General features: G+C 60.8%; 19 protein-coding genes. 8 read left to right on the forward strand and 11 right to left on the reverse strand.

Features of this window, described 5'->3' with window-relative positions; genetic code table 11:
* Positions 1–35: 35 nt before the first annotated feature.
* The 4 genes from AC1DH9_RS03585 to glyQ form a co-directional block, all read right to left on the reverse strand.
* Positions 36–806, reverse strand: a complete 771-nt coding sequence (locus AC1DH9_RS03585; RefSeq protein ID WP_103314870.1) for a lysophospholipid acyltransferase family protein — start codon at positions 804–806, stop codon at positions 36–38.
* Positions 807–869: 63 nt separating this feature from the next.
* Entirely contained in the window at positions 870–1,409 is a 540-nt protein-coding gene (gmhB, locus tag AC1DH9_RS03590; RefSeq protein WP_427534409.1) for a D-glycero-beta-D-manno-heptose 1,7-bisphosphate 7-phosphatase, read from the reverse strand.
* Positions 1,410–1,413: 4 nt separating this feature from the next.
* Entirely contained in the window at positions 1,414–3,468 is a 2,055-nt protein-coding gene (gene glyS, locus AC1DH9_RS03595; protein WP_427546492.1) for a glycine--tRNA ligase subunit beta, read from the reverse strand.
* Positions 3,465–4,418, reverse strand: a complete 954-nt coding sequence (gene glyQ / locus AC1DH9_RS03600) for a glycine--tRNA ligase subunit alpha (RefSeq protein WP_477807808.1) — start codon at positions 4,416–4,418, stop codon at positions 3,465–3,467. Before glyQ ends, glyS begins: the two co-directional genes overlap by 4 nt.
* A gap of 81 nt (positions 4,419–4,499) precedes the next feature.
* Here glyQ and tag point away from each other — a divergent pair, with 81 nt between their 5' ends.
* The 3 genes from tag (at position 4,500) to AC1DH9_RS03615 (ending at position 6,313) form a co-directional block, all read left to right on the forward strand.
* Complete coding sequence (gene tag / locus AC1DH9_RS03605; RefSeq protein WP_427542226.1) at positions 4,500–5,063, forward strand: DNA-3-methyladenine glycosylase I; 564 nt, start codon at positions 4,500–4,502, stop codon at positions 5,061–5,063.
* A 51-nt stretch (positions 5,064–5,114) separates the two neighbouring features.
* Positions 5,115–6,002 (forward strand): lysophospholipid acyltransferase, encoded by an 888-nt coding sequence (locus tag AC1DH9_RS03610; protein WP_427542223.1) that lies wholly within the window; start codon positions 5,115–5,117, stop codon positions 6,000–6,002.
* A 71-nt stretch (positions 6,003–6,073) separates the two neighbouring features.
* Positions 6,074–6,313, forward strand: a complete 240-nt coding sequence (locus AC1DH9_RS03615; RefSeq protein WP_054594888.1) for a PilZ domain-containing protein — start codon at positions 6,074–6,076, stop codon at positions 6,311–6,313.
* A gap of 16 nt (positions 6,314–6,329) precedes the next feature.
* Here AC1DH9_RS03615 and AC1DH9_RS03620 read toward each other — a convergent pair whose 3' ends face one another.
* The 5 genes from AC1DH9_RS03620 to def form a co-directional block, all read right to left on the reverse strand.
* Positions 6,330–6,644, reverse strand: a complete 315-nt coding sequence (locus AC1DH9_RS03620; RefSeq protein WP_427542220.1) for a tetratricopeptide repeat protein — start codon at positions 6,642–6,644, stop codon at positions 6,330–6,332.
* Positions 6,645–6,822: 178 nt separating this feature from the next.
* The gene (gene trkA / locus AC1DH9_RS03625; protein ID WP_054594890.1) at positions 6,823–8,196 is read right to left on the reverse strand and encodes a Trk system potassium transporter TrkA; all 1,374 of its coding nucleotides are present in this window, start codon (positions 8,194–8,196) and stop codon (positions 6,823–6,825) included.
* 23 nt (positions 8,197–8,219) lie between these two features.
* A complete protein-coding gene (gene rsmB / locus AC1DH9_RS03630; protein WP_103314872.1) occupies positions 8,220–9,530 on the reverse strand; it encodes a 16S rRNA (cytosine(967)-C(5))-methyltransferase RsmB in 1,311 nt (436 codons plus the stop codon).
* Positions 9,527–10,486: a methionyl-tRNA formyltransferase gene (fmt, locus tag AC1DH9_RS03635; RefSeq protein ID WP_427542215.1), complete on the reverse strand. Its 960-nt coding sequence runs from the start codon at positions 10,484–10,486 to the stop codon at positions 9,527–9,529. Before fmt ends, rsmB begins: the two co-directional genes overlap by 4 nt.
* 66 nt (positions 10,487–10,552) lie before the next feature.
* Complete coding sequence (gene def, locus AC1DH9_RS03640) at positions 10,553–11,059, reverse strand: peptide deformylase (RefSeq protein WP_427542212.1); 507 nt, start codon at positions 11,057–11,059, stop codon at positions 10,553–10,555.
* Between the two features lie 172 nt (positions 11,060–11,231).
* Here def and AC1DH9_RS03645 point away from each other — a divergent pair, with 172 nt between their 5' ends.
* The 3 genes from AC1DH9_RS03645 to tsaC all read left to right on the forward strand — a co-directional run bounded on the left by AC1DH9_RS03645 (position 11,232) and on the right by tsaC (position 14,050).
* Positions 11,232–12,257, forward strand: coding sequence for a LysM peptidoglycan-binding domain-containing protein (locus AC1DH9_RS03645; protein ID WP_429539601.1), 1,026 nt, complete (start codon positions 11,232–11,234; stop codon positions 12,255–12,257).
* An 80-nt stretch (positions 12,258–12,337) separates the two neighbouring features.
* Positions 12,338–13,441 (forward strand): DNA-processing protein DprA, encoded by a 1,104-nt coding sequence (gene dprA / locus AC1DH9_RS03650; RefSeq protein WP_427542206.1) that lies wholly within the window; start codon positions 12,338–12,340, stop codon positions 13,439–13,441.
* Positions 13,442–13,492: 51 nt separating this feature from the next.
* Positions 13,493–14,050: an L-threonylcarbamoyladenylate synthase type 1 TsaC gene (gene tsaC, locus AC1DH9_RS03655; protein WP_427542203.1), complete on the forward strand. Its 558-nt coding sequence runs from the start codon at positions 13,493–13,495 to the stop codon at positions 14,048–14,050.
* Between the two features lie 133 nt (positions 14,051–14,183).
* Here tsaC and AC1DH9_RS03660 read toward each other — a convergent pair whose 3' ends face one another.
* On the reverse strand, positions 14,184–15,161 hold the full coding sequence (locus AC1DH9_RS03660; RefSeq protein ID WP_054594897.1) for an NADPH:quinone reductase: 978 nt from the start codon (positions 15,159–15,161) through the stop codon (positions 14,184–14,186).
* A gap of 178 nt (positions 15,162–15,339) precedes the next feature.
* Between AC1DH9_RS03660 and hemF the strand changes: the two genes are divergently transcribed.
* Positions 15,340–16,254 carry an oxygen-dependent coproporphyrinogen oxidase gene (gene hemF, locus AC1DH9_RS03665; RefSeq protein ID WP_427542200.1) on the forward strand — a complete coding sequence of 305 codons (915 nt, stop codon included), beginning with the start codon at positions 15,340–15,342 and terminating at the stop codon, positions 16,252–16,254.
* A 13-nt stretch (positions 16,255–16,267) separates the two neighbouring features.
* Positions 16,268–17,089 carry a shikimate dehydrogenase gene (gene aroE, locus AC1DH9_RS03670; protein WP_427542197.1) on the forward strand — a complete coding sequence of 274 codons (822 nt, stop codon included), beginning with the start codon at positions 16,268–16,270 and terminating at the stop codon, positions 17,087–17,089.
* A gap of 66 nt (positions 17,090–17,155) precedes the next feature.
* Here aroE and AC1DH9_RS03675 read toward each other — a convergent pair whose 3' ends face one another.
* Positions 17,156–18,724 (reverse strand): SulP family inorganic anion transporter, encoded by a 1,569-nt coding sequence (locus tag AC1DH9_RS03675; RefSeq protein ID WP_427542194.1) that lies wholly within the window; start codon positions 18,722–18,724, stop codon positions 17,156–17,158.
* Positions 18,725–18,843 lie beyond the last annotated feature (119 nt).

The following is an 18,843-nucleotide window of genomic DNA, read 5'->3' on the forward strand; positions in this document are numbered from 1 at the left end:
TTCAACAAAACGGTACACAGGTTATCCACAGAACGTCAGACAGTCTCTTTATCCGCCGCAGCAGGCAGTGGCGGTAGCGAACCCATGTCCCGCTGGGTCTGCTCGTTCCAGGCCGCAGCGCGGTCGTTGAGCTCGGCAATCGCCCGTGGGCCGCTGCCCTCTGCATACATCGGTGCACCGATAACAACGGTGATGGTGCCAGGTGTTTTCAGCCAACCGGTTTTCGGCCAGAACTTGCCAGCGTTATGGGCGATTGGCAGCACAGGCAACTGCGCGTTGACCGCCAACGCCGTGCCACCACGGGAGAACTTGCCGACGGTGCCGAACGGAACGCGGGTGCCTTCCGGGAAGATCAGCACCCAGACGTTGTCCTTGAGCAGCTCATCGCCCTTCTTCGCCACATGCTTGAGCGCGGCTTTCGGGTTGTCGCGGTCAATGGCGATTGGTCGCAGCATGGCCATCGCCCAGCCGAAGAACGGCACATACAGCAGTTCGCGCTTGAGCACCTGGCTCAATGGCTCGAAGTAGGCCGACAGAAAGAACGTCTCCCAGGTGCTCTGGTGGTTCGACAGAATCACGCACGGCTGGTCGGGAATGTTCTCGGCGCCTTTGACTTCATAGTCAATGTCCAGGAACACCTTGCTCAGCCACAGCGCGCAGCGGCACCAGTAGACGTTGATGAAACGGTAGCGCGCCTTGAACGGTAAAAAAGGCGCGATAAAAAAGCTCAGGCTGCACCAGAGCAACGAGCTGGTGCCCAGCAGCAGGTAAAAAAGAAAGGTTCTGATTGCCTGCAAGATCGACATAGCGGCATTTGCCTATTAAAAGTGCGCACCCGAACAATCCTTGATCAGGATGTCAGAATCGCCCTAGTTGTGGATAAGTTCTGCGGCAATCGCCGCCAGATCGTCAAAAATCAAAGTACCTACCGGTAGGGTCTTGCCCTGAGTCTTTTCGCCTTTACCGGTTTTTACCAAAACTGGCTGACAGTCGACGGCCTTTGCCGCCTCCAGGTCACCGAGACTGTCGCCGACGAACCATAGATTAGTCAGCGCCACGTCGTAATGTGCGGCAATGGTTTTAAGCATGCCGGGTTTTGGCTTACGACAATCGCAGCCTTCGTCTGGCCCGTGCGGGCAATAGACGATGAGGCCGAGCTCGCCGCCCTGCTCTGCCACCAACGTGCGCAAGCGCTCGTGCATGGCGTCGAGGGTGGCGACATCGTAGTAGCCGCGAGCAATGCCGGACTGGTTGGTAGCGACAGCTACCGTCCAGCCGGCCTTGCTCAACTGCGCGATGGCTTCGATCGAGCCCGGGAGCGGAATCCACTCTTCCACCGACTTGATGTAAGCGTCGGAGTCGTAATTGATCACTCCGTCCCGATCGATAATCAGCAGTTTCAACAGCAGCTCCTCAACCCAGCAACGAGATGTCGGCAACGCCAAGGAACAGACCGCGCAAACGCGCCAGCAGTGCATAACGGTTGGCGCGGACCTTGGCGTCTTCCGCGTTGACCATCACGGCTTCGAAGAACGCATCGACCGGCTCGCGCAACGCGGCCAGACGTGCCAGCGATTCGCTGTACTGACGGGCTGCAGCCATTGGCTGCACCGCTTGATCCGCTTGCTGGATCGCCGAGTACAGGGAGAATTCGGCGGCGTTGTCGAAGTACTTGGCTTCAACGGTGCTTGGCACGCTGCCTTCGATTTTGCTCAGCAGGTTCGATACGCGCTTGTTCACCGCAGCCAGTGCAGCGGCTTCCGGCAGTTTGCGGAACGCTTCCACCGCTTGTACGCGCTGATCGAAGTCCAGGGCCGAGCCCGGTTTCAGGGCACGAACCGACAGGTAAGTGGCGACATCCACGCCTTCGTCTTCGTAACGGGCACGCAGACGGTCGAAGACGAACTCCAGCACTGAATCAGCCAGGCCGGCAGCCTTGACCTTGCTGCCGAACGCATTGACAGCGAACGCCACGGCGTCGGTCAGGTCGAGGTCGAGCTTCTTGTCGATCAGGATCCGCAACACGCCCAGCGCAGCACGGCGCAGGGCATACGGGTCTTTGCTACCGGTTGGCAGCATGCCGACACCGAAGATCCCGACCAGGGTATCGAGCTTGTCGGCGATGGCCACGGCCGCACCGGTCAGGGTGGTCGGCAGTTCAGCGCCGGCACCGCGCGGCATGTACTGCTCGTTCAGCGCCAGTGCGACATCTTCCGGCTCGCCATCGTTGAGAGCGTAGTAGTAACCGGCGACGCCTTGCATTTCCGGGAACTCACCGACCATCTCGGTTGCCAGGTCGCACTTCGACAGCAGTCCTGCACGCGCCGCCCACGAGGCGTTGCCGCCAATGCGTTGAGCGATGAATGCGGCCAGTTTTGAAACGCGCTCGGCCTTGTCGTAGACGCTGCCGAGTTTTTCCTGGAATACCACGTTTTGCAGGCGCAGGTTGAAGTCTTCGAGTTTCTGCTTCTTGTCTTGCTTGAAGAAGAATTCGGCGTCGGTCAGGCGTGGGCGAACCACTTTCTCGTTACCGTCGATGATCTGCTGCGGGTCTTTGCTCTCGATGTTGGCCACGGTAATGAAACGTGGCAGCAACTTGCCGTCGGCATCCAGCAGGCAGAAGTATTTCTGGTTGTCCTGCATGGTGGTGATCAGGGCTTCTTGCGGCACATCGAGGAAACGCTCCTCGAACGAGCACACGAGCGGTACTGGCCATTCCACCAGCGCGGTCACTTCGTCGAGCAGGTCCGACGGAACGATCGCGGTCCCTTCCTGACGAGTGGCCAACTCGGCGGTACGCGTGCTGATCAGCTCGCGGCGCTCATTGGCATCGGCCAGTACGTAGGCTGCGCGCAGGTCGTTCAGGTAGTTGGCTGGCGAGGTGATGCGCACGCTTTCCGGGTGGTGGAAGCGGTGGCCACGGGAGTCGCGACCGGCCTTCTGGGCGAGGATGGTGCAATCGATGACCTGGTCACCGAGCAGCATCACCAGCCATTGGGTTGGGCGAACGAATTCTTCCTTGCGAGCACCCCAACGCATGCGCTTCGGGATAGGCAGGTCGTTCAGCGAGTCTTCGACGATGGTCGGCAACAGGCTGACGGTCGGCTTGCCGGCGATACTTTGGCTGTAACGCAGCTTCGGCCCGCTTTGATCGATTTCGCTCAGCTCTACGCCGCACTTCTTGGCGAAGCCCAGGGCGGCCTGGGTCGGATTGCCTTCGGCATCGAACGCGGCCTGACGTGGCGGGCCGTCGAGGTTGATGCTGCGATCCGGTTGTTGAGTGGCCAGTTTGGTGATCAGCACGGCCAGACGACGCGGTGCGGCGTAGACCTGCTTGGCTTCAAAGCCCAGGCCAGCGGCCAGCAGGCCCTTCTCGATACCGGCGAGGAACGCCTCGGCCAGGGTGTTCAGGGCCTTGGGTGGCAGCTCTTCGGTGCCCAGTTCAACCAGGAAATCTTGAGCACTCATTGTGCAGCCTCCAGCTTAGCCAACACTTCATCACGCAGATCCGGGGTCGCCATCGGGAAGCCCAGCTTGGCGCGAGCCAGCAGGTAGGCTTGCGCAACGGAACGCGCCAGGGTGCGAACACGCAGAATGTATTGCTGACGCGCAGTCACCGAGATCGCCCGGCGTGCATCCAGCAGGTTGAAGGTGTGCGAGGCCTTCAGGACCATTTCGTAGCTTGGCAGCGGCAGCGGTTGATCGAGTTCGATCAGGCGCTTGGCTTCGCTTTCGTAGAAATCGAACAGTTCGAACAGCTTCTCGACGTTGGCGTGTTCGAAGTTGTAGGTCGACTGCTCCACTTCGTTCTGGTGGAACACATCGCCGTAGGTCACTTTGCCGAACGGACCGTCAGCCCAGACCAGGTCGTAGACCGAGTCCACGCCTTGCAGGTACATGGCCAGACGCTCGAGGCCGTAGGTGATCTCGCCGGTCACCGGSTWRCACTCSATGCCGCCMRCCKSCTGGAAGTAGGTGAACTGSGTYACTTCCATGCCGTTGAGCCAGACTTCCCAGCCCAGGCCCCAGGCACCGAGGGTCGGCGATTCCCAGTTGTCTTCGACGAAACGGATGTCGTGCACCAATGGGTCCAGGCCCACGTGCTTGAGGGAGCCCAGGTACAGTTCCTGGAAGTTGTCCGGGTTCGGCTTCAGAACTACCTGGAACTGATAGTAGTGCTGCAGACGGTTCGGGTTTTCGCCGTAGCGGCCGTCAGTCGGGCGACGACTGGGCTGCACATAAGCGGCGTTCCAGGTTTCCGGGCCGATGGCGCGCAGGAACGTGGCAGTATGGAAAGTGCCGGCGCCTACTTCCATATCGTAGGGCTGAAGTACCACACAACCTTGCTCGGCCCAGTATTGCTGGAGGGCGAGGATCAAGTCTTGGAAGGTACGCACGGCTGGCGTAGGCTGGCTCACGAAATTCACCTGTTTCTTGGGCTGCGATTTAAAGAGCGGGAGTATACCCGATTCATTCGTCCGCACGCCCCCTGGAGCCTTATGCCACGCTGCTTTTGGTGTTCCGAAGATCCGCTGTACATGGCTTATCACGATCAGGAGTGGGGCGTACCGCTACGCGATGCGCAGCGCTTGTTCGAGTTGCTTTTGCTCGAAGGGTTCCAGGCCGGCCTGTCCTGGATCACCGTGCTGAGGAAGCGCGAGCGCTACCGTGAGGTGTTGTTCGGCTTCGATGTGCAGCGGGTGGCGCAGATGAGCGACGCCGAAATCGACGATTTGATGCTCGATCCGGGGATCATCCGCAACCGTCTGAAACTAAACGCCGCACGGCGCAACGCCCAGGCCTGGATGGCGCTGGAGGACCCGGTGGAACTGCTCTGGTCGTTTGTCGGCGGCGTCCCGCAGATCAATCATTTCAAGGATCGCAGCGAAGTGCCGGCCGTGACGCCGGCCGCCGTGGAGATGAGCAAAGGTCTGAAAAAAGCCGGCTTCACGTTTGTCGGCCCGACCATCTGCTATGCCTTGATGCAGGCCTCGGGCATGGTCATGGATCACACCACCGATTGTGATCGTTACGCCATCTTGCGCAGTGGGCGGTTAGAATAGCCGGCTCGCGACAAGGTTCATGACGTCGGTTCAGAAGATCAGGAGTGACCTGTGGATAAGTTTAAAGGCGCCTTGCTGGTAGGCGCTCTGCGGTTGTTTGCCCTGCTCCCGTGGCGGGCGGTGCAAACGGTAGGCGCGGCGATTGGCTGGGTCATGTGGAAAACCCCTAACCGTTCCCGCGACGTAGTGCGCATCAACCTCGCCAAGTGCTTCCCCGAAATGGACGCCGCCGAGCGCGAGCGTTTAGTTGGACAGAGCCTGATGGACATCGGCAAATCATTGACCGAAAGCGCCTGCGCCTGGATCTGGCCGGCCCAGCGMTCCATCGATCTGGTGCGTGAAGTCGAAGGCCTCGATGTGCTCAAGGACGCGCTGGCTTCCGGCAAAGGCGTGGTCGGCATCACCAGTCACCTGGGTAACTGGGAAGTGTTGAACCACTTCTATTGCAGCCAGTGCAAACCGATCATTTTCTACCGTCCGCCCAAGCTCAAGGCGGTGGATGAATTGCTGCGCAAACAGCGGGTGCAATTGGGCAACCGCGTGGCGGCGTCCACCAAGGAAGGCATCCTCAGTGTCATCAAGGAAGTGCGCAAAGGTGGTGCAGTGGGGATTCCGGCTGACCCGGAACCGGCCGAATCCGCCGGGATCTTTGTGCCCTTCTTCGCCACCAAGGCTTTGACCAGCAAGTTCGTGCCGAACATGCTGGCGGGCGGCAAAGCGGTCGGCGTCTTCCTGCACGCCCTGCGCCTGCCGGACGGTTCAGGCTACAAAGTGATCCTGGAAGCTGCGCCCGAGGCCATGTACAGCACCGATACCGAGACGTCCTGCGCGGCCATGAGCCAGATCGTCGAGAAATATGTGCGGGCTTACCCGAGCCAATACATGTGGAGCATGAAGCGCTTCAAGAAACGCCCGCCGGGCGAAGCACGCTGGTATTGATCCGGCTGGCATGATCTGTGGATAACCTTGGGCTGGGGTTATCCACAACCGTTCAATCAAGGGCGCAGAAGATGTCCGAACACCGTAAGTCATTTCGAATCAAGATCCAGCACGAGAGCTTCGGCGAGTGCCTGGGCCAGACTCGCAACCTTTCTGCCAGTGGCGTCTACGTGAAGCATCCGACGCTTGCGGCGTTGGCCAAGGGCGCGGTCGTCTATGGTCAGGTGCAGGGGTTGCCGTGCGGTGCGCCGCGAGTGCGCATGGAAGTGGTGCAGGTCGACGCGGAAGGCATCGGCCTGCGTTACCTTTGAGTTGAGCGTTTTTTGATCAGTTGCCTGACCGGTCAAGCTTCTTCAGAAACACCGTCATTTCCTTTTCCGCCTGCTTGTCGCCATGCGCGCGAGCTGCTTCCAGGCCTTGCTCCCAGGCCTGACGGGCAGCTGCATGGTTTGCCTGTGCCAAATAAGCCTTGCCCAGCAACTTCCAGGCTGCCGAGTATTTCGGGTCGAATTCCACGCAGCGGCTGAAATGCTCAGCCGCCTTGGCATTTTCTCCCAGATCCAGATAACCCTTGCCCAGACCGAAGCGCAGCAACGAGTTATCCACACCCTTGGCGAGCATTTTTTCGAGGGATTCGATCATCGGGTGGATTCCTTGTTGAGGAGTGTCAGGGATTGATCTGTTTTAGTGGGGCCGCTATCGCGAGCAGGCTCGCTCCCACATGTGATCTTCAGTGGACACCGATTTTGTGTACAACCGGATCCACTGTGGGAGCGAGCCTGCTCGCGATTGAGCCAGCCCGGCCAATGCGGATTTGGGATCAGAAGAAACTCAACCCCACGTGGAACAGCTTCTCCACATCGCGAATATGCTTTTTATCCACAAGGAACAGAATCACATGGTCGCCGGCTTCGATCACGGTGTCGTCGTGGGCGATCAACACTTCTTCATCGCGAATGATTGCACCAATGGTAGTCCCCGGCGGCAGGACGATGTTTTCGATGGCCTTGCCGATCACCTTGCTCGACTTCGCGTCACCATGGGCAATCGCCTCGATGGCTTCTGCCGCACCGCGACGCAGTGAGTGCACGCTGACGATATCGCCCCGGCGCACGTGGGCCAGCAAAGTGCCGATGGTCGCCAGTTGCGGGCTGATGGCGATGTCGATATCACCGCCCTGGATCAGGTCGACATAGGCCGGGTTGTTGATGATGGTCATCACCTTCTTCGCGCCCAGGCGTTTGGCCAACAGCGACGACATGATGTTGGCTTCGTCGTCGTTGGTCAGTGCCAGGAACAGATCGGCGTCGGCGATGTTCTCTTCCAGCAGTAGATCGCGGTCCGAGGCGCTGCCCTGCAACACCACGGTGCTGTCGAGGGTGTCCGAGAGGTAGCGGCAGCGCGCCGGGTTCATCTCGATGATCTTCACCTGATAACGGCTTTCAATGGCCTCGGCCAGCCGCTCGCCGATCTGCCCGCCACCGGCGATGACAATGCGTTTGTAGCTTTCGTCGAGCCGGCGCATTTCGCTCATCACGGCGCGAATATTCGCTTTGGCCGCGATGAAAAACACTTCGTCGTCGGCTTCGATCACCGTATCGCCTTGCGGCAGGATCGGCCGATCACGACGGAAAATCGCTGCCACGCGGGTATCGACGTTCGGCATGTGCTCGCGCAACTGGCGCAATTGCTGCCCCACCAGCGGTCCGCCGTAGTAGGCCTTGACCGCCACCAGCTGGGCCTTGCCCTCGGCGAAGTCGATGACCTGCAAGGCGCCGGGGTGCTCGATCAGGCGCTTGATGTAGTGGGTCACTACTTGTTCCGGGCTGATCAACACGTCGACCGGAATCGCATCGTTGTCGAACAGGCCGGCGCGGGTCAGGTACGCGGCTTCGCGCACCCGGGCGATCTTGGTTGGCGTGTGGAACAGGGTGTGCGCGACCTGGCAGGCGACCATGTTGGTCTCGTCGCTGTTGGTCACCGCCACCAGCATGTCGGCGTCGTCGGCGCCGGCCTGGCGCAGCACCGTCGGGAACGAGCCGCGACCTTGCACGGTACGGATATCGAGACGGTCACCGAGGTCACGCAGGCGTTCGCCGTCGGTGTCGACCACGGTGATGTCGTTCGCTTCGCTGGCCAAGTGTTCCGCCAGCGTACCGCCGACCTGCCCGGCGCCGAGGATGATGATCTTCATCCGCTCACTCCCTTGAAATCCGCTTAACCGCGTGCGGCGGCAATCTTGATCAGCTTGGCGTAGTAGAACCCGTCGTGACCGCCCTCTTGCGCCAGCAACTGGCGGCCATGCGGTTGCTTGATGCCGGCCTGGCTGGCGATGTCGAGTTCACGAGCGCCCGGCGTGCGAGCAAGGAAGGCTTCGATGACTTCGGTGTTTTCGGTCGGCAAGGTCGAGCAGGTGGCGTAGAGCAGGATGCCGCCGACGTCGAGGGTCGGCCACATCGCGTCGAGCAGTTCGCCCTGAAGCACTGCGAGCGCAGCGATGTCATCCGGCTGGCGGGTCAGTTTGATGTCCGGGTGCCGACGAATCACGCCGGTCGCCGAGCAGGGCGCGTCGAGCAGGATGCGCTGGAACGGCTTGCCGTCCCACCACGCTTGGGTGTCGCGGCCGTCGGCGGCGATCAATTCGGCGCTGAGGCCCAGCCGCTCAAGGTTTTCCCGCACGCGCACCAGACGCTTGGCTTCCAGGTCCACGGCCACTACGCCGGCCAGTTTTGGCTCGACTTCGAGGATGTGGCAGGTCTTGCCGCCCGGTGCGCAGCAGGCGTCGAGCACCCGTTGACCCGGTGCCAGGTCCAGCAGGTCCGCTGCCAGTTGCGCAGCTTCGTCCTGCACGCTGATCCAGCCTTCGGCGAAACCCGGCAGTTGGCGCACATCGCCCGGCGTGTCGAGCACGATGCCGTCCCGACTGAACACGCACGGTTTGGCCGCGACACCGGCATCGCTCAGCAAGGCGAGGTAGGCATCGCGAGTGTGATGACGACGATTGACCCGCAAAATCATCGGCGGGTGCGCGTTGTTCGCGGCGCAAATGGCTTCCCACTGTTCAGGCCAGAACGCCTTGAGGGATTTTTGCAGCCAGCGCGGGTGCGCGGTGCGCACCACCGGATCGTGCTCAAGCTCGGCCAGCAGGGCTTCGCTTTCACGTTGGGCACGGCGCAGCACGGCGTTGAGCAGGGCTTTGGCCCAAGGCTTTTTCAGCTTGTCGGCGCAGCCCACGGTTTCACCGATGGCGGCGTGGGCCGGGACACGTGTGTACAGCAACTGGTAAAGGCCGACCAACAACAGCGCTTCGACGTCAGCATCGGCGGCTTTGAAAGGCTTTTGCAGCAGCTTGGCCGCCAGTGCCGACAAGCGCGGTTGCCAGCGCGCGGTGCCGAAGGCCAGGTCCTGGGTGAAACCGCGATCGCGGTCTTCGACCTTGTCCAGTTGCGTCGGCAACGAACTGTTCAGCGAAGCCTTGCCGTTAAGGACGGCGGCCAAGGCCTTGGCGGCGGCCAGACGCGGGTTCATTGGGCGTCCACCGCTTGGCCCAGGACGGTGCCAACGGCAAATTTCTCACGACGGCTGTTGAACAAGTCGCTGAAGTTCAGCGCCTTGCCACCAGGCAATTGCAGGCGCGTCAGGCACAGCGCCTGTTCACCGCAGGCGACGATCAAGCCGTCTTTGCTGGCGCCGAGGATCTCGCCCGGTGCGCCCTTGCCTTCGGCGAGGCTGGCAGCGAGTACTTTCAAGGCTTCGCCATTGAGCGTGCTGTGGCAGATCGGCCACGGATTGAACGCGCGAACCAGACGCTCCAGCTCAACCGCTGGGCGGCTCCAGTCGATGCGCGCTTCGTCTTTGTTCAGTTTGTGCGCATAAGTAGCGAGGCTATCGTCCTGCACTTCGCCTTCCAGCGTACCGGCGGCCAGCCCGGCAATCGCCTGAACCACTGCTGGCGGGCCCATCTCGGCGAGACGGTCATGCAGGCTGCCACCGGTGTCATCAGCGCTGATCGGTGTGGTGACCTTGAGCAGCATCGGCCCGGTGTCGAGGCCGGCTTCCATGCGCATCACGGTCACGCCGCTTTCAGCGTCGCCCGCTTCGACGGCGCGCTGGATCGGCGCCGCACCGCGCCAGCGTGGCAGCAACGAGGCGTGGCTGTTGATGCAACCCAGACGCGGAATATCCAGCACCACTTGCGGCAGGATCAGACCATAGGCCACGACGACCATCAGGTCCGGCTTGAGCGCGGCCAGTTCGGCCTGKGCCTCAGCGTTGCGCAGGGTTGGTGGCTGCAGCACCTGGATGTTGTGCTCCAGAGCCAACTGCTTGACCGGGCTCGGCATCAGCTTTTGCCCACGACCCGCCGGGCGATCCGGTTGGGTGTAGACCGCAACGATCTCATAAGGGCTGTCGAGCAGGGCCTTGAGGTGTTCGGCGGCAAATTCGGGGGTGCCGGCAAAGACGATGCGCAGTGGCTCAGTCATGGGAATTCTCGGTTGGAAACACGCGGAAAAGAAAAAGGCTTGCCGCAGCAAGCCTTTGGAAGGGCATCAAGCGTTCTGGCGATGGAGCTTTTCCAGCTTCTTCTTGATCCGGTCGCGTTTGAGCGTGGACAGGTAATCGACGAACAATTTGCCGTTGAGGTGGTCGCATTCGTGCTGAATGCACACCGCCAGCAGTTCTTCGGCGATCAGTTCAAAAGGCTGGCCGTCACGGTCCAGGGCATTGATCTTCAAGCGTTGCGGACGGTCGACGTTTTCGTAGAAGCCCGGTACCGAAAGGCAGCCTTCCTGGTACTGACCCATTTCGTCGGTCAGGACTTCGAACTCGGGGTTGATGAACACCCGAGGTTCGCTGCGGTCTTCGGAAAGGTCCATGACCACGATACGTTTGTGCACGTTGACCTGGGTCGCCGCAAGGCCGATGCCGGGTGCTTCATACATTGTTTCAAACATGTCATCGACCAACTGCCGCACTTCGTCGTCCACTACGGCCACCGGTTTGGCGATAGTACGCAGGCGCGGGTCGGGAAATTCGAGGATGTTCAAAATAGCCATAAGCGTAATTGCTGCACGTGTGAAGTAAAGTCTGGGCCGATGGCCTGGCGGGTCCGAAGATGCAGGCTACCGTTGTAAAACGTAGCTCCCTTCTTTTCATTAAGAAAGGGGGGAGTGGGCCACGAGGGCTCTGGCGTTCTACTCGAATGCACATAATAAAGGGATTCACCGCATGAGGAAATCACTACTCGCCTTGCTGCTTCTGGCCTCGGCCGGTTTGGCACACGGACAAGTGCAACTCAAGGAAGGTTTTCCACAGCATTACACGGTGGTGGCGGGCGACACACTTTGGGACATCTCCGGGAAATACCTTCGCGAACCCTGGAAATGGCCCGAACTCTGGCAGGCCAACCCGCAAATCGAAAACCCCAACCTGATCTATCCTGGCGACTCGCTGTCGCTGGTCTATATCAACGGGCAACCGCGCCTGACCCTCAATCGCGGGGCTTCACGCGGCACTATCAAGCTTTCGCCACAAGTGCGCAGCACGCCGATGGCCGACGCCATTCCGAGTATTCCGCTGCGCTCGATCAACAGTTTCCTGTTGAGCAACCGCATCATCGACAACGTCGAAGACTTCAACAAGGCGCCGTACATCGTTGCCGGCGACGCCGAACGGGTACTCAGCGGCATGGGCGATCGCATCTACGCACGYGGCAAGTTCGACCCGGAGCATTCGGTGTACGGCATTTTCCGTCAGGGCAAGGTCTACAGCGACCCGCAAAGCAAAGAGTTTCTGGGGATCAACGCCGACGACATCGGCGGCGGCGAGATCATCGCCACTGAAGGCGATGTCGCCACCCTCGCCTTGCAACGCACCACTCAAGAGGTTCGACTCGGCGATCGTTTGTTCAGCGGCGAAGAACGGGCAATCAACTCGACCTTCATGCCCAGCGCGCCGAAAACCGATATTCATGGCTTGATCATCGACGTGCCACGGGGGGTTACGCAGATCGGTGCGCTCGATGTGGTTACTTTGAACAAGGGCCAGCGCGACGGCTTGGCCGAAGGCAACGTGCTGGTGGTAATGAAAACCGGTGAAACCGTGCGTGACCGGGTTACGGGCGAGCAGGTGAAAATCCCGGATGAGCGCGCCGGTTTGCTGATGATCTTTCGCACCTATGAAAAGCTCAGTTATGGCTTGGTACTCAATGCTTCGCGCTCCCTGGCTGTGATGGACAAGGTGCGTAATCCGTAAAAGACTCAACAAGTTACCAACAGACTTATCCACAGCTTGTTGCTGATTCAACACGACCAATAACGATCAAGGATGATCTTATGCCGCTGTTCGCACCTACGCAGGTTTCACCCGCGGAACTGGAAGCGCGTTTGCGTTTGCATCGTCTTCCGGAGCTCGGCCCTCGACGTTTTCAAAAGTTGCTCGAAGCCTTTGGTTCAGCCTCGAAAGCCATCAGCGCACCGGCCTCTGCCTGGCGTGCGTTGGGGGTGCCAGCGGCAAGTGCCGAGGCCAGGCGTAGCCCTGAAATTCGCGACGGCGCCTACCACGCATTGGCCTGGCTAGAGCGTGAGGGCCAGCATTTACTGATGTTTGACCAGCCGGGCTACCCGGCACTATTGGCAGAAATCAGTGATCCACCACCGCTGCTGTTTGTCGCGGGCGATCCGGGCATTCTGGAAAAGCCGCAGTTGGCGATGGTTGGCAGCCGACGCGCATCGAGGCCGGGAACGGACACCGCCGCGGCGTTTTCCCGCAGCCTGGCGGGCGCCGGTTTTGTCATCACCAGCGGTCTGGCATTGGGGATCGATGCGGCGGCRCATCAAGCCGCGCTGGACGTCGGTGGGCAGACCGTCGGAGTGCTCGGCACCGGTCTGGAAAATTTTTATCCACAGCGCAATCGGCGAATTGCCGACGCGATGATTGCGCAAGGCAGTGCAGTGGTTTCCGAGTTCCCGCTGGACGCCGGACCGCAGGCCAGCAACTTCCCGCGGCGCAATCGGATCATCAGCGGTTTATCCCTCGGCGTGCTGGTGGTCGAGGCCAGTGTCGCCAGCGGCTCGCTGATCACTGCACGGCTGGCGGCGGAACAGGGACGCGAGGTGTATGCCATTCCAGGATCGATCCATCACCCCGGGGCTCGTGGTTGCCACCAGTTGATCCGTGACGGCGCGGTATTGGTGGAAACCATCGAACATATCCTCGAAGGCCTGCGCGGTTGGCAGAATCTGCCGTTATCCACAGACGCTGCGGCGCCCGTCGATCATCCGTTGCTGTGCCTGCTGTTTGCCGCCCCGCATACCAGCGAGGCCTTGGCCGACGCGGCGGGATGGGCGTTGCCGAAGGTATTGGCGGCGCTGACGGAGCTTGAAATGGAGGGTCGAGCAGTGAGTGAAGGCGGACGCTGGTTTGCGCGCGTAAGCTAGGTTCATGAAAGATCGGTAAACTGCGCACAGCCTTATTTTGGAGAGTCGGTAATGGTCAACAGTTGGCGTGTGCAACAAGCCGCACAAGCTATTCGCGCAGGGGCGGTGATTGCCTACCCAACCGAAGCTGTCTGGGGTCTGGGTTGCGACCCTTGGGACGAAGAGGCGGTGTATCGCTTGCTGGCGATCAAGGGCCGTTCGGTGGAAAAGGGCCTGATCCTGGTTGCCGACAATATTCGCCAGTTCGACTTCCTGTTCGAAGACTTCCCGGAGCTGTGGATGGATCGCATGGCCAGCACCTGGCCGGGGCCGAACACCTGGCTGGTGCCCCATCAAAACATGCTGCCGCAATGGATCACCGGAGTGCATGAGACCGTGGCGTTGCGGGTTAGCGATCACCCTCAGGTGCGGGATTTGTGTGCGTTGGTCGGGCCATTGGTGTCGACTTCAGCCAACCTGCAAGGCCGGCCGGCAGCGCGTTCGCGAATTCGCGTCGAGCAGTATTTCCGCGGACAGATCGACCTGGTGTTGGGCGGGAATCTGGGCGGACGTAAAAACCCGAGCCTGATTCGAGATCTGGCGACCGGCAATGTGGTGCGCCCGGCTTGAGACCGAGGTGATCCCATCGCGAGCAGGCTCGCTCCCACACTGGACCTATGTCGTACACAAATTTTGTGTTCACTAAAGATCTACTGTGGGAGCGAGCCTGCTCGCGATGAGGGTCTGACAGACACCATAAACCTTAAGGCAAAAGCACCGTCGACCCGGTAGTACGCCGCGCCGACAATTCAATCTGCGCCTTAGCCGCGTCAGCCAGTGGATAACGCTGGTTGATGTCCACTTTCAACTGGCCGCTGATGATCATCCCGAACAGCTCGTCGGCCATGGTTTGCAGGTTTTCAGCGTTGTTGGCGTAAGTCCCCAGGGTTGGCCGGGTCACGTACAGCGAGCCCTTCGCCGCGAGAATCCCCAGGTTGACGCCGTCCACTGCGCCCGATGCGTTGCCGAAACTCACCACCAGCCCGCGTGGCGCTACGCAGTCGAGCGAAGTCAGCCAGGTGTCCTTGCCAACGCCATCGTAGACCACCGGCACCTTTTTGCCGTCAGTCAGTTCCAGCACGCGCTGTACGACGTTTTCCTTGCTGTAGTCGATGGTTGCCCAGGCGCCGAGGGATTTTGCCAGTGCGGCTTTTTCCGGCGAACTGACGGTACCGATCAACTTCACGCCCAAGGCCTTGGCCCATTGGCAGGCCAGCGAACCGACACCACCGGCAGCGGCGTGGAACAGGATGGTCTCGCCACCCTTGAGTTCGTAGGTCTGACGCAACAGGTACTGCACGGTCAGGCCCTTGAGCATGACGCCCGCGGCCTGTTCGAAACTGATGGCGTCCGGCAGATGCACCAGATTGTCTTGCGGCAACACATGCATCTCACTGTAAGCACCCAGTGGGCCACTGCCGTAGGCCACGCGGTCACCGACCTTGAAACGCGTGACGTCGCTGCCCACCGCGTCAACCACGCCCGCGCCTTCCGCGCCCAGGCCCGATGGCAGGGCGGGCGGCGCGTAGAGGCCGCTGCGGTAATAGGTGTCGATGAAATTCAGACCGATAGCCTTGTTGCTGACGCGTACTTGCTGGGGGCCCGGCTCGGCAGGCTGATAATCCACATACTCAAGCACTTCGGGGCCGCCATGGGCACGGAACTGGATACGTTTGGCCATCTGCACTCTCCTTGGTGTGTTTGCCGTCGGTCTTTCGGCGAAGGCCCCTATCGGACTCCTAAGCTTGATCTTCGTCAACTGCGACGGTCACGAGTGCAGTGTTATGCTACGCGCCCATTTGCGCCGGCCGCCGTTCTGATCGTGCGCCGCGTAGCTTTGCCCGATTCAAGGTGATGCCATGACTACCCGCACCGAGGCCGTAAAAGCCTACCTGCTCGACCTGCAAGACCGCATTTGTGCTGCGCTGGAAGCCGAAGACGGTGGCACTCGTTTCGTTGAAGACGCCTGGACCCGGCCTGCCGGTGGTGGCGGTCGCACGCGGGTGATTGAAAACGGCGCGGTCATCGAGAAGGGCGGAGTCAACTTTTCCCACGTCTTTGGCAGTGGTCTTCCGCCGTCCGCCAGCGCCCATCGGCCGGAACTGGCCGGGCGCGGCTTCGAGGCTCTTGGCGTGTCGCTGGTGATTCACCCGCACAACCCGCATGTGCCGACGTCCCACGCCAACGTGCGCTTTTTCATCGCCGAGAAGGAAGGCGAAGAACCGGTCTGGTGGTTCGGCGGCGGTTTCGACCTGACCCCTTACTACGGCAATGAAGACGACTGCGTGCATTGGCACCGGGTGGCCGCGAAGGCCTGCGAGCCTTTTGGACCAGACGTCTACAGCCGTTACAAAGACTGGTGCGACAGCTATTTCCACATCAAGCATCGCAACGAGCCCCGTGGCATCGGCGGTCTGTTCTTCGATGACCTGAACGAGTGGGACTTCGACACCTGCTTCGCCTTCATGCGCGCTATCGGCGATGCCTACATCGACGCCTACTTGCCAATCGTTCAGCGCCGCAAAGCACAAGCCTTTACCGCGAAACAGCGCGAGTTCCAGGAGTTTCGCCGTGGGCGCTATGTCGAATTCAACCTGGTGTACGACCGTGGCACGCTGTTCGGCCTGCAATCGGGCGGGCGTACCGAGTCGATTCTCATGTCGCTGCCGCCGCAAGTGCGTTGGGGTTACGACTGGAAGCCCGAGCCTGGTAGCGAAGAAGCGCGCCTGACCGAGTATTTCCTGCAAGATCGCGATTGGTTGGCAAACGTCTGAACGAGGAATCCTGATGGACCGTTACGTCGTATTCGGTAACCCGATTGGCCACAGCAAATCGCCGTTGATCCATCGCCTGTTTGCCGAGCAGACCGCTCAGCAACTGGACTACAGCACCTTGCTGGCGCCGCTGGATGACTTTTCCGGTTGTGCCACGGAGTTTTTCCGCGAAGGTCGTGGCGCCAATGTCACGGTGCCGTTCAAGGAAGAGGCCTATCGTCTGGCCAATAGCCTGACGGAACGGGCCCAGCGAGCGGGTGCGGTCAACACCTTGAGCAAACTGGCGGATGGCAGCCTGTTGGGCGACAACACCGATGGCGCCGGGCTGGTGCGGGATTTGACGGTCAACGCCGGGTTCAGCCTGCGCGGTAAACGCATTCTGCTGCTGGGCGCTGGCGGTGCGGTGCGTGGCGCGCTGGAGCCGTTGCTGGCCGAGCAGCCGGCGTCGGTGATCATCGCCAACCGCACGCTGGAAAAAGCCGAGTTGCTGGCTGAACTGTTCGCCGATCTCGGCCCGGTGTCCGCCAGCGGTTTCGACTGGTTGCGTGAGCCGGTGGACCTGATCATCAATGCGACATCGGCCAGTCTGTCAGGCGATGTACCACCGATTGCCAGCAGCCTGATCGAGCCGGGCAAGACCGTTTGCTACGACATGATGTACGGCAAGGAACCGACCTCGTTCTGCCGCTGGGCCAGCGAACACGGCGCCGCAGTGTCGATGGATGGCTTGGGGATGCTCGCCGAACAGGCCGCTGAAGCGTTCTTCCTGTGGCGCGGCGTACGCCCGGACACCGCACCGGTGCTGGCCGAGCTCCGTCGCCAGTTGGCGCTCTAGGCTTTTGTGGCGAGGGAGCTTGCTCCCTCGCCACAGGGGGTGGGCTCGACGTGGTATTTGCGTGTTTCAATCCTCAAACCGGATCGGGCATTTCTCCGGCCCTTCGAGCTTTATCAACTCCTCGACCACATGCCCCCGCGCCCGGCGCAGGATCAGGCTGCGGTTTTCTCTGAGCAGTCGTCGCGCTTCCTGGTGCAGCATCTCTACGCCGGAATAGTCGATGAAATTGATGTACTGCCCTTCGATCACCACCTTCAAGCCTTGAGTGCGTTGCAGGCGGACTTGCAGGTAGTGGCTGGCGCCGAAGAAGATCGAGCCGCCGAACCGTAGAATCTCTTCATCACCTACGCGCCACTGCTGCACGCGGGGTTGAGAGGTGCGTTTGAGGTAGAAAAACAGCGAGGCCAACACCCCGGCGTAGATCGCCGTTTGTAGCTCCAGCAGCAAGGTGGCGACGCACGTCAGCGCCATCACCGCGAATTCGGCATGGCTGACCCGGAACAAGGCGCGAATGCCGCGATGGTCCACCAATCCCCAGCAAATCAGCAAAATGCTCCCCGCCATGGCCGGAATCGGGATATGCGCTATCAGCGTCGCCCCGGTCAGCGCAAACAGCGCCACCCATAGCGCCGAGAACACCCCGGCCAGTGGCGAGCAGGCACCTGCCTCATAACTCAATCCTGAACGGGTAAAGGAGCCAGCTGACAGCGAGCCTGCGAAAAAGCTGCCGACGATGTTCGAAAGCCCCTGCGCGCGGACCTCCTGATTCGCATCGAGTAACTGCTGCGAGCGTTGCGACAAGGAGCGGGCAATCGACAGGCTGGTCACCAGCCCGAGCATGCCGACTGCCACCGCACTGGGCAGCAGGCGCAACACCAGGTCCAGATCCAGCGGCAACGGGCTGAATGGCGGTAATCGGCCCACGAACGAGCTGACCAGCTTCACATGGCCAAACATCGACGGCCACAGCCACACCAACAGGCCGCTGAAGATCAGGCTGATCAACAGGCTCGGCCAGCGTGGCAATAGCAGTTTCAGCACAATACCTACCGCCAGTGTGCCAAGGCCCAGCACCAGCGACGGTTTATCCAGCGCACCGATGTCGCCGATCAAGGACACCAGGCTGTTCAGCGCCGTGGCCTGATTCGGCAGGTCCAGCCCCAACAGGTTCGGCAACTGCCCAAGGGCGATCACCACCGCCGCACCGAGGGTGAAACCCAGCACCACCGAGTGCGAGACAAAGTTCACCAGCGCGCCAAAGCGCAACATGCCCAGCAGCCACTGGAAAATACCGGCGAGGAAGGTCAGCAGCAGGATCAGCGTGATGTAGTCCTGGGAACCGGGCACGGCCAAGGGACTGACGCTGGCGTAAAGAACGATAGAGATCGCGGCTGTCGGGCCACAGATCAAATGCCAGGACGACCCCCAGAGGCAGGCAATCAACACCGGGATGATGGCAGCGTACAAGCCGTATTCGGCGGGTAACCCGGCGATCAGGGCGTAGGCAATGGACTGCGGCAACGCAAGAATCGCCCCGCTAAGGCCAACGACAAGGTCGCGGCCAACGCTGGCGCGGGTTTGCCGGGGCAGCCAACTGAGAAAGGGGAAGAGCTTATGGCGTCTGGAGATTGCCATGGGGCCTCTTGATTGGGGTTTTGGCGAAAGAATATCAGGCCCGGACACTGATCGTGGCCTTGTGGGAGCGAGCCTGCTCGCGATGACGGCAGTACATTCAGCATCATTGTTTACTGATC

The sequence above is a fragment of the Pseudomonas sp. 05T35 genome (assembly GCF_056396605.1).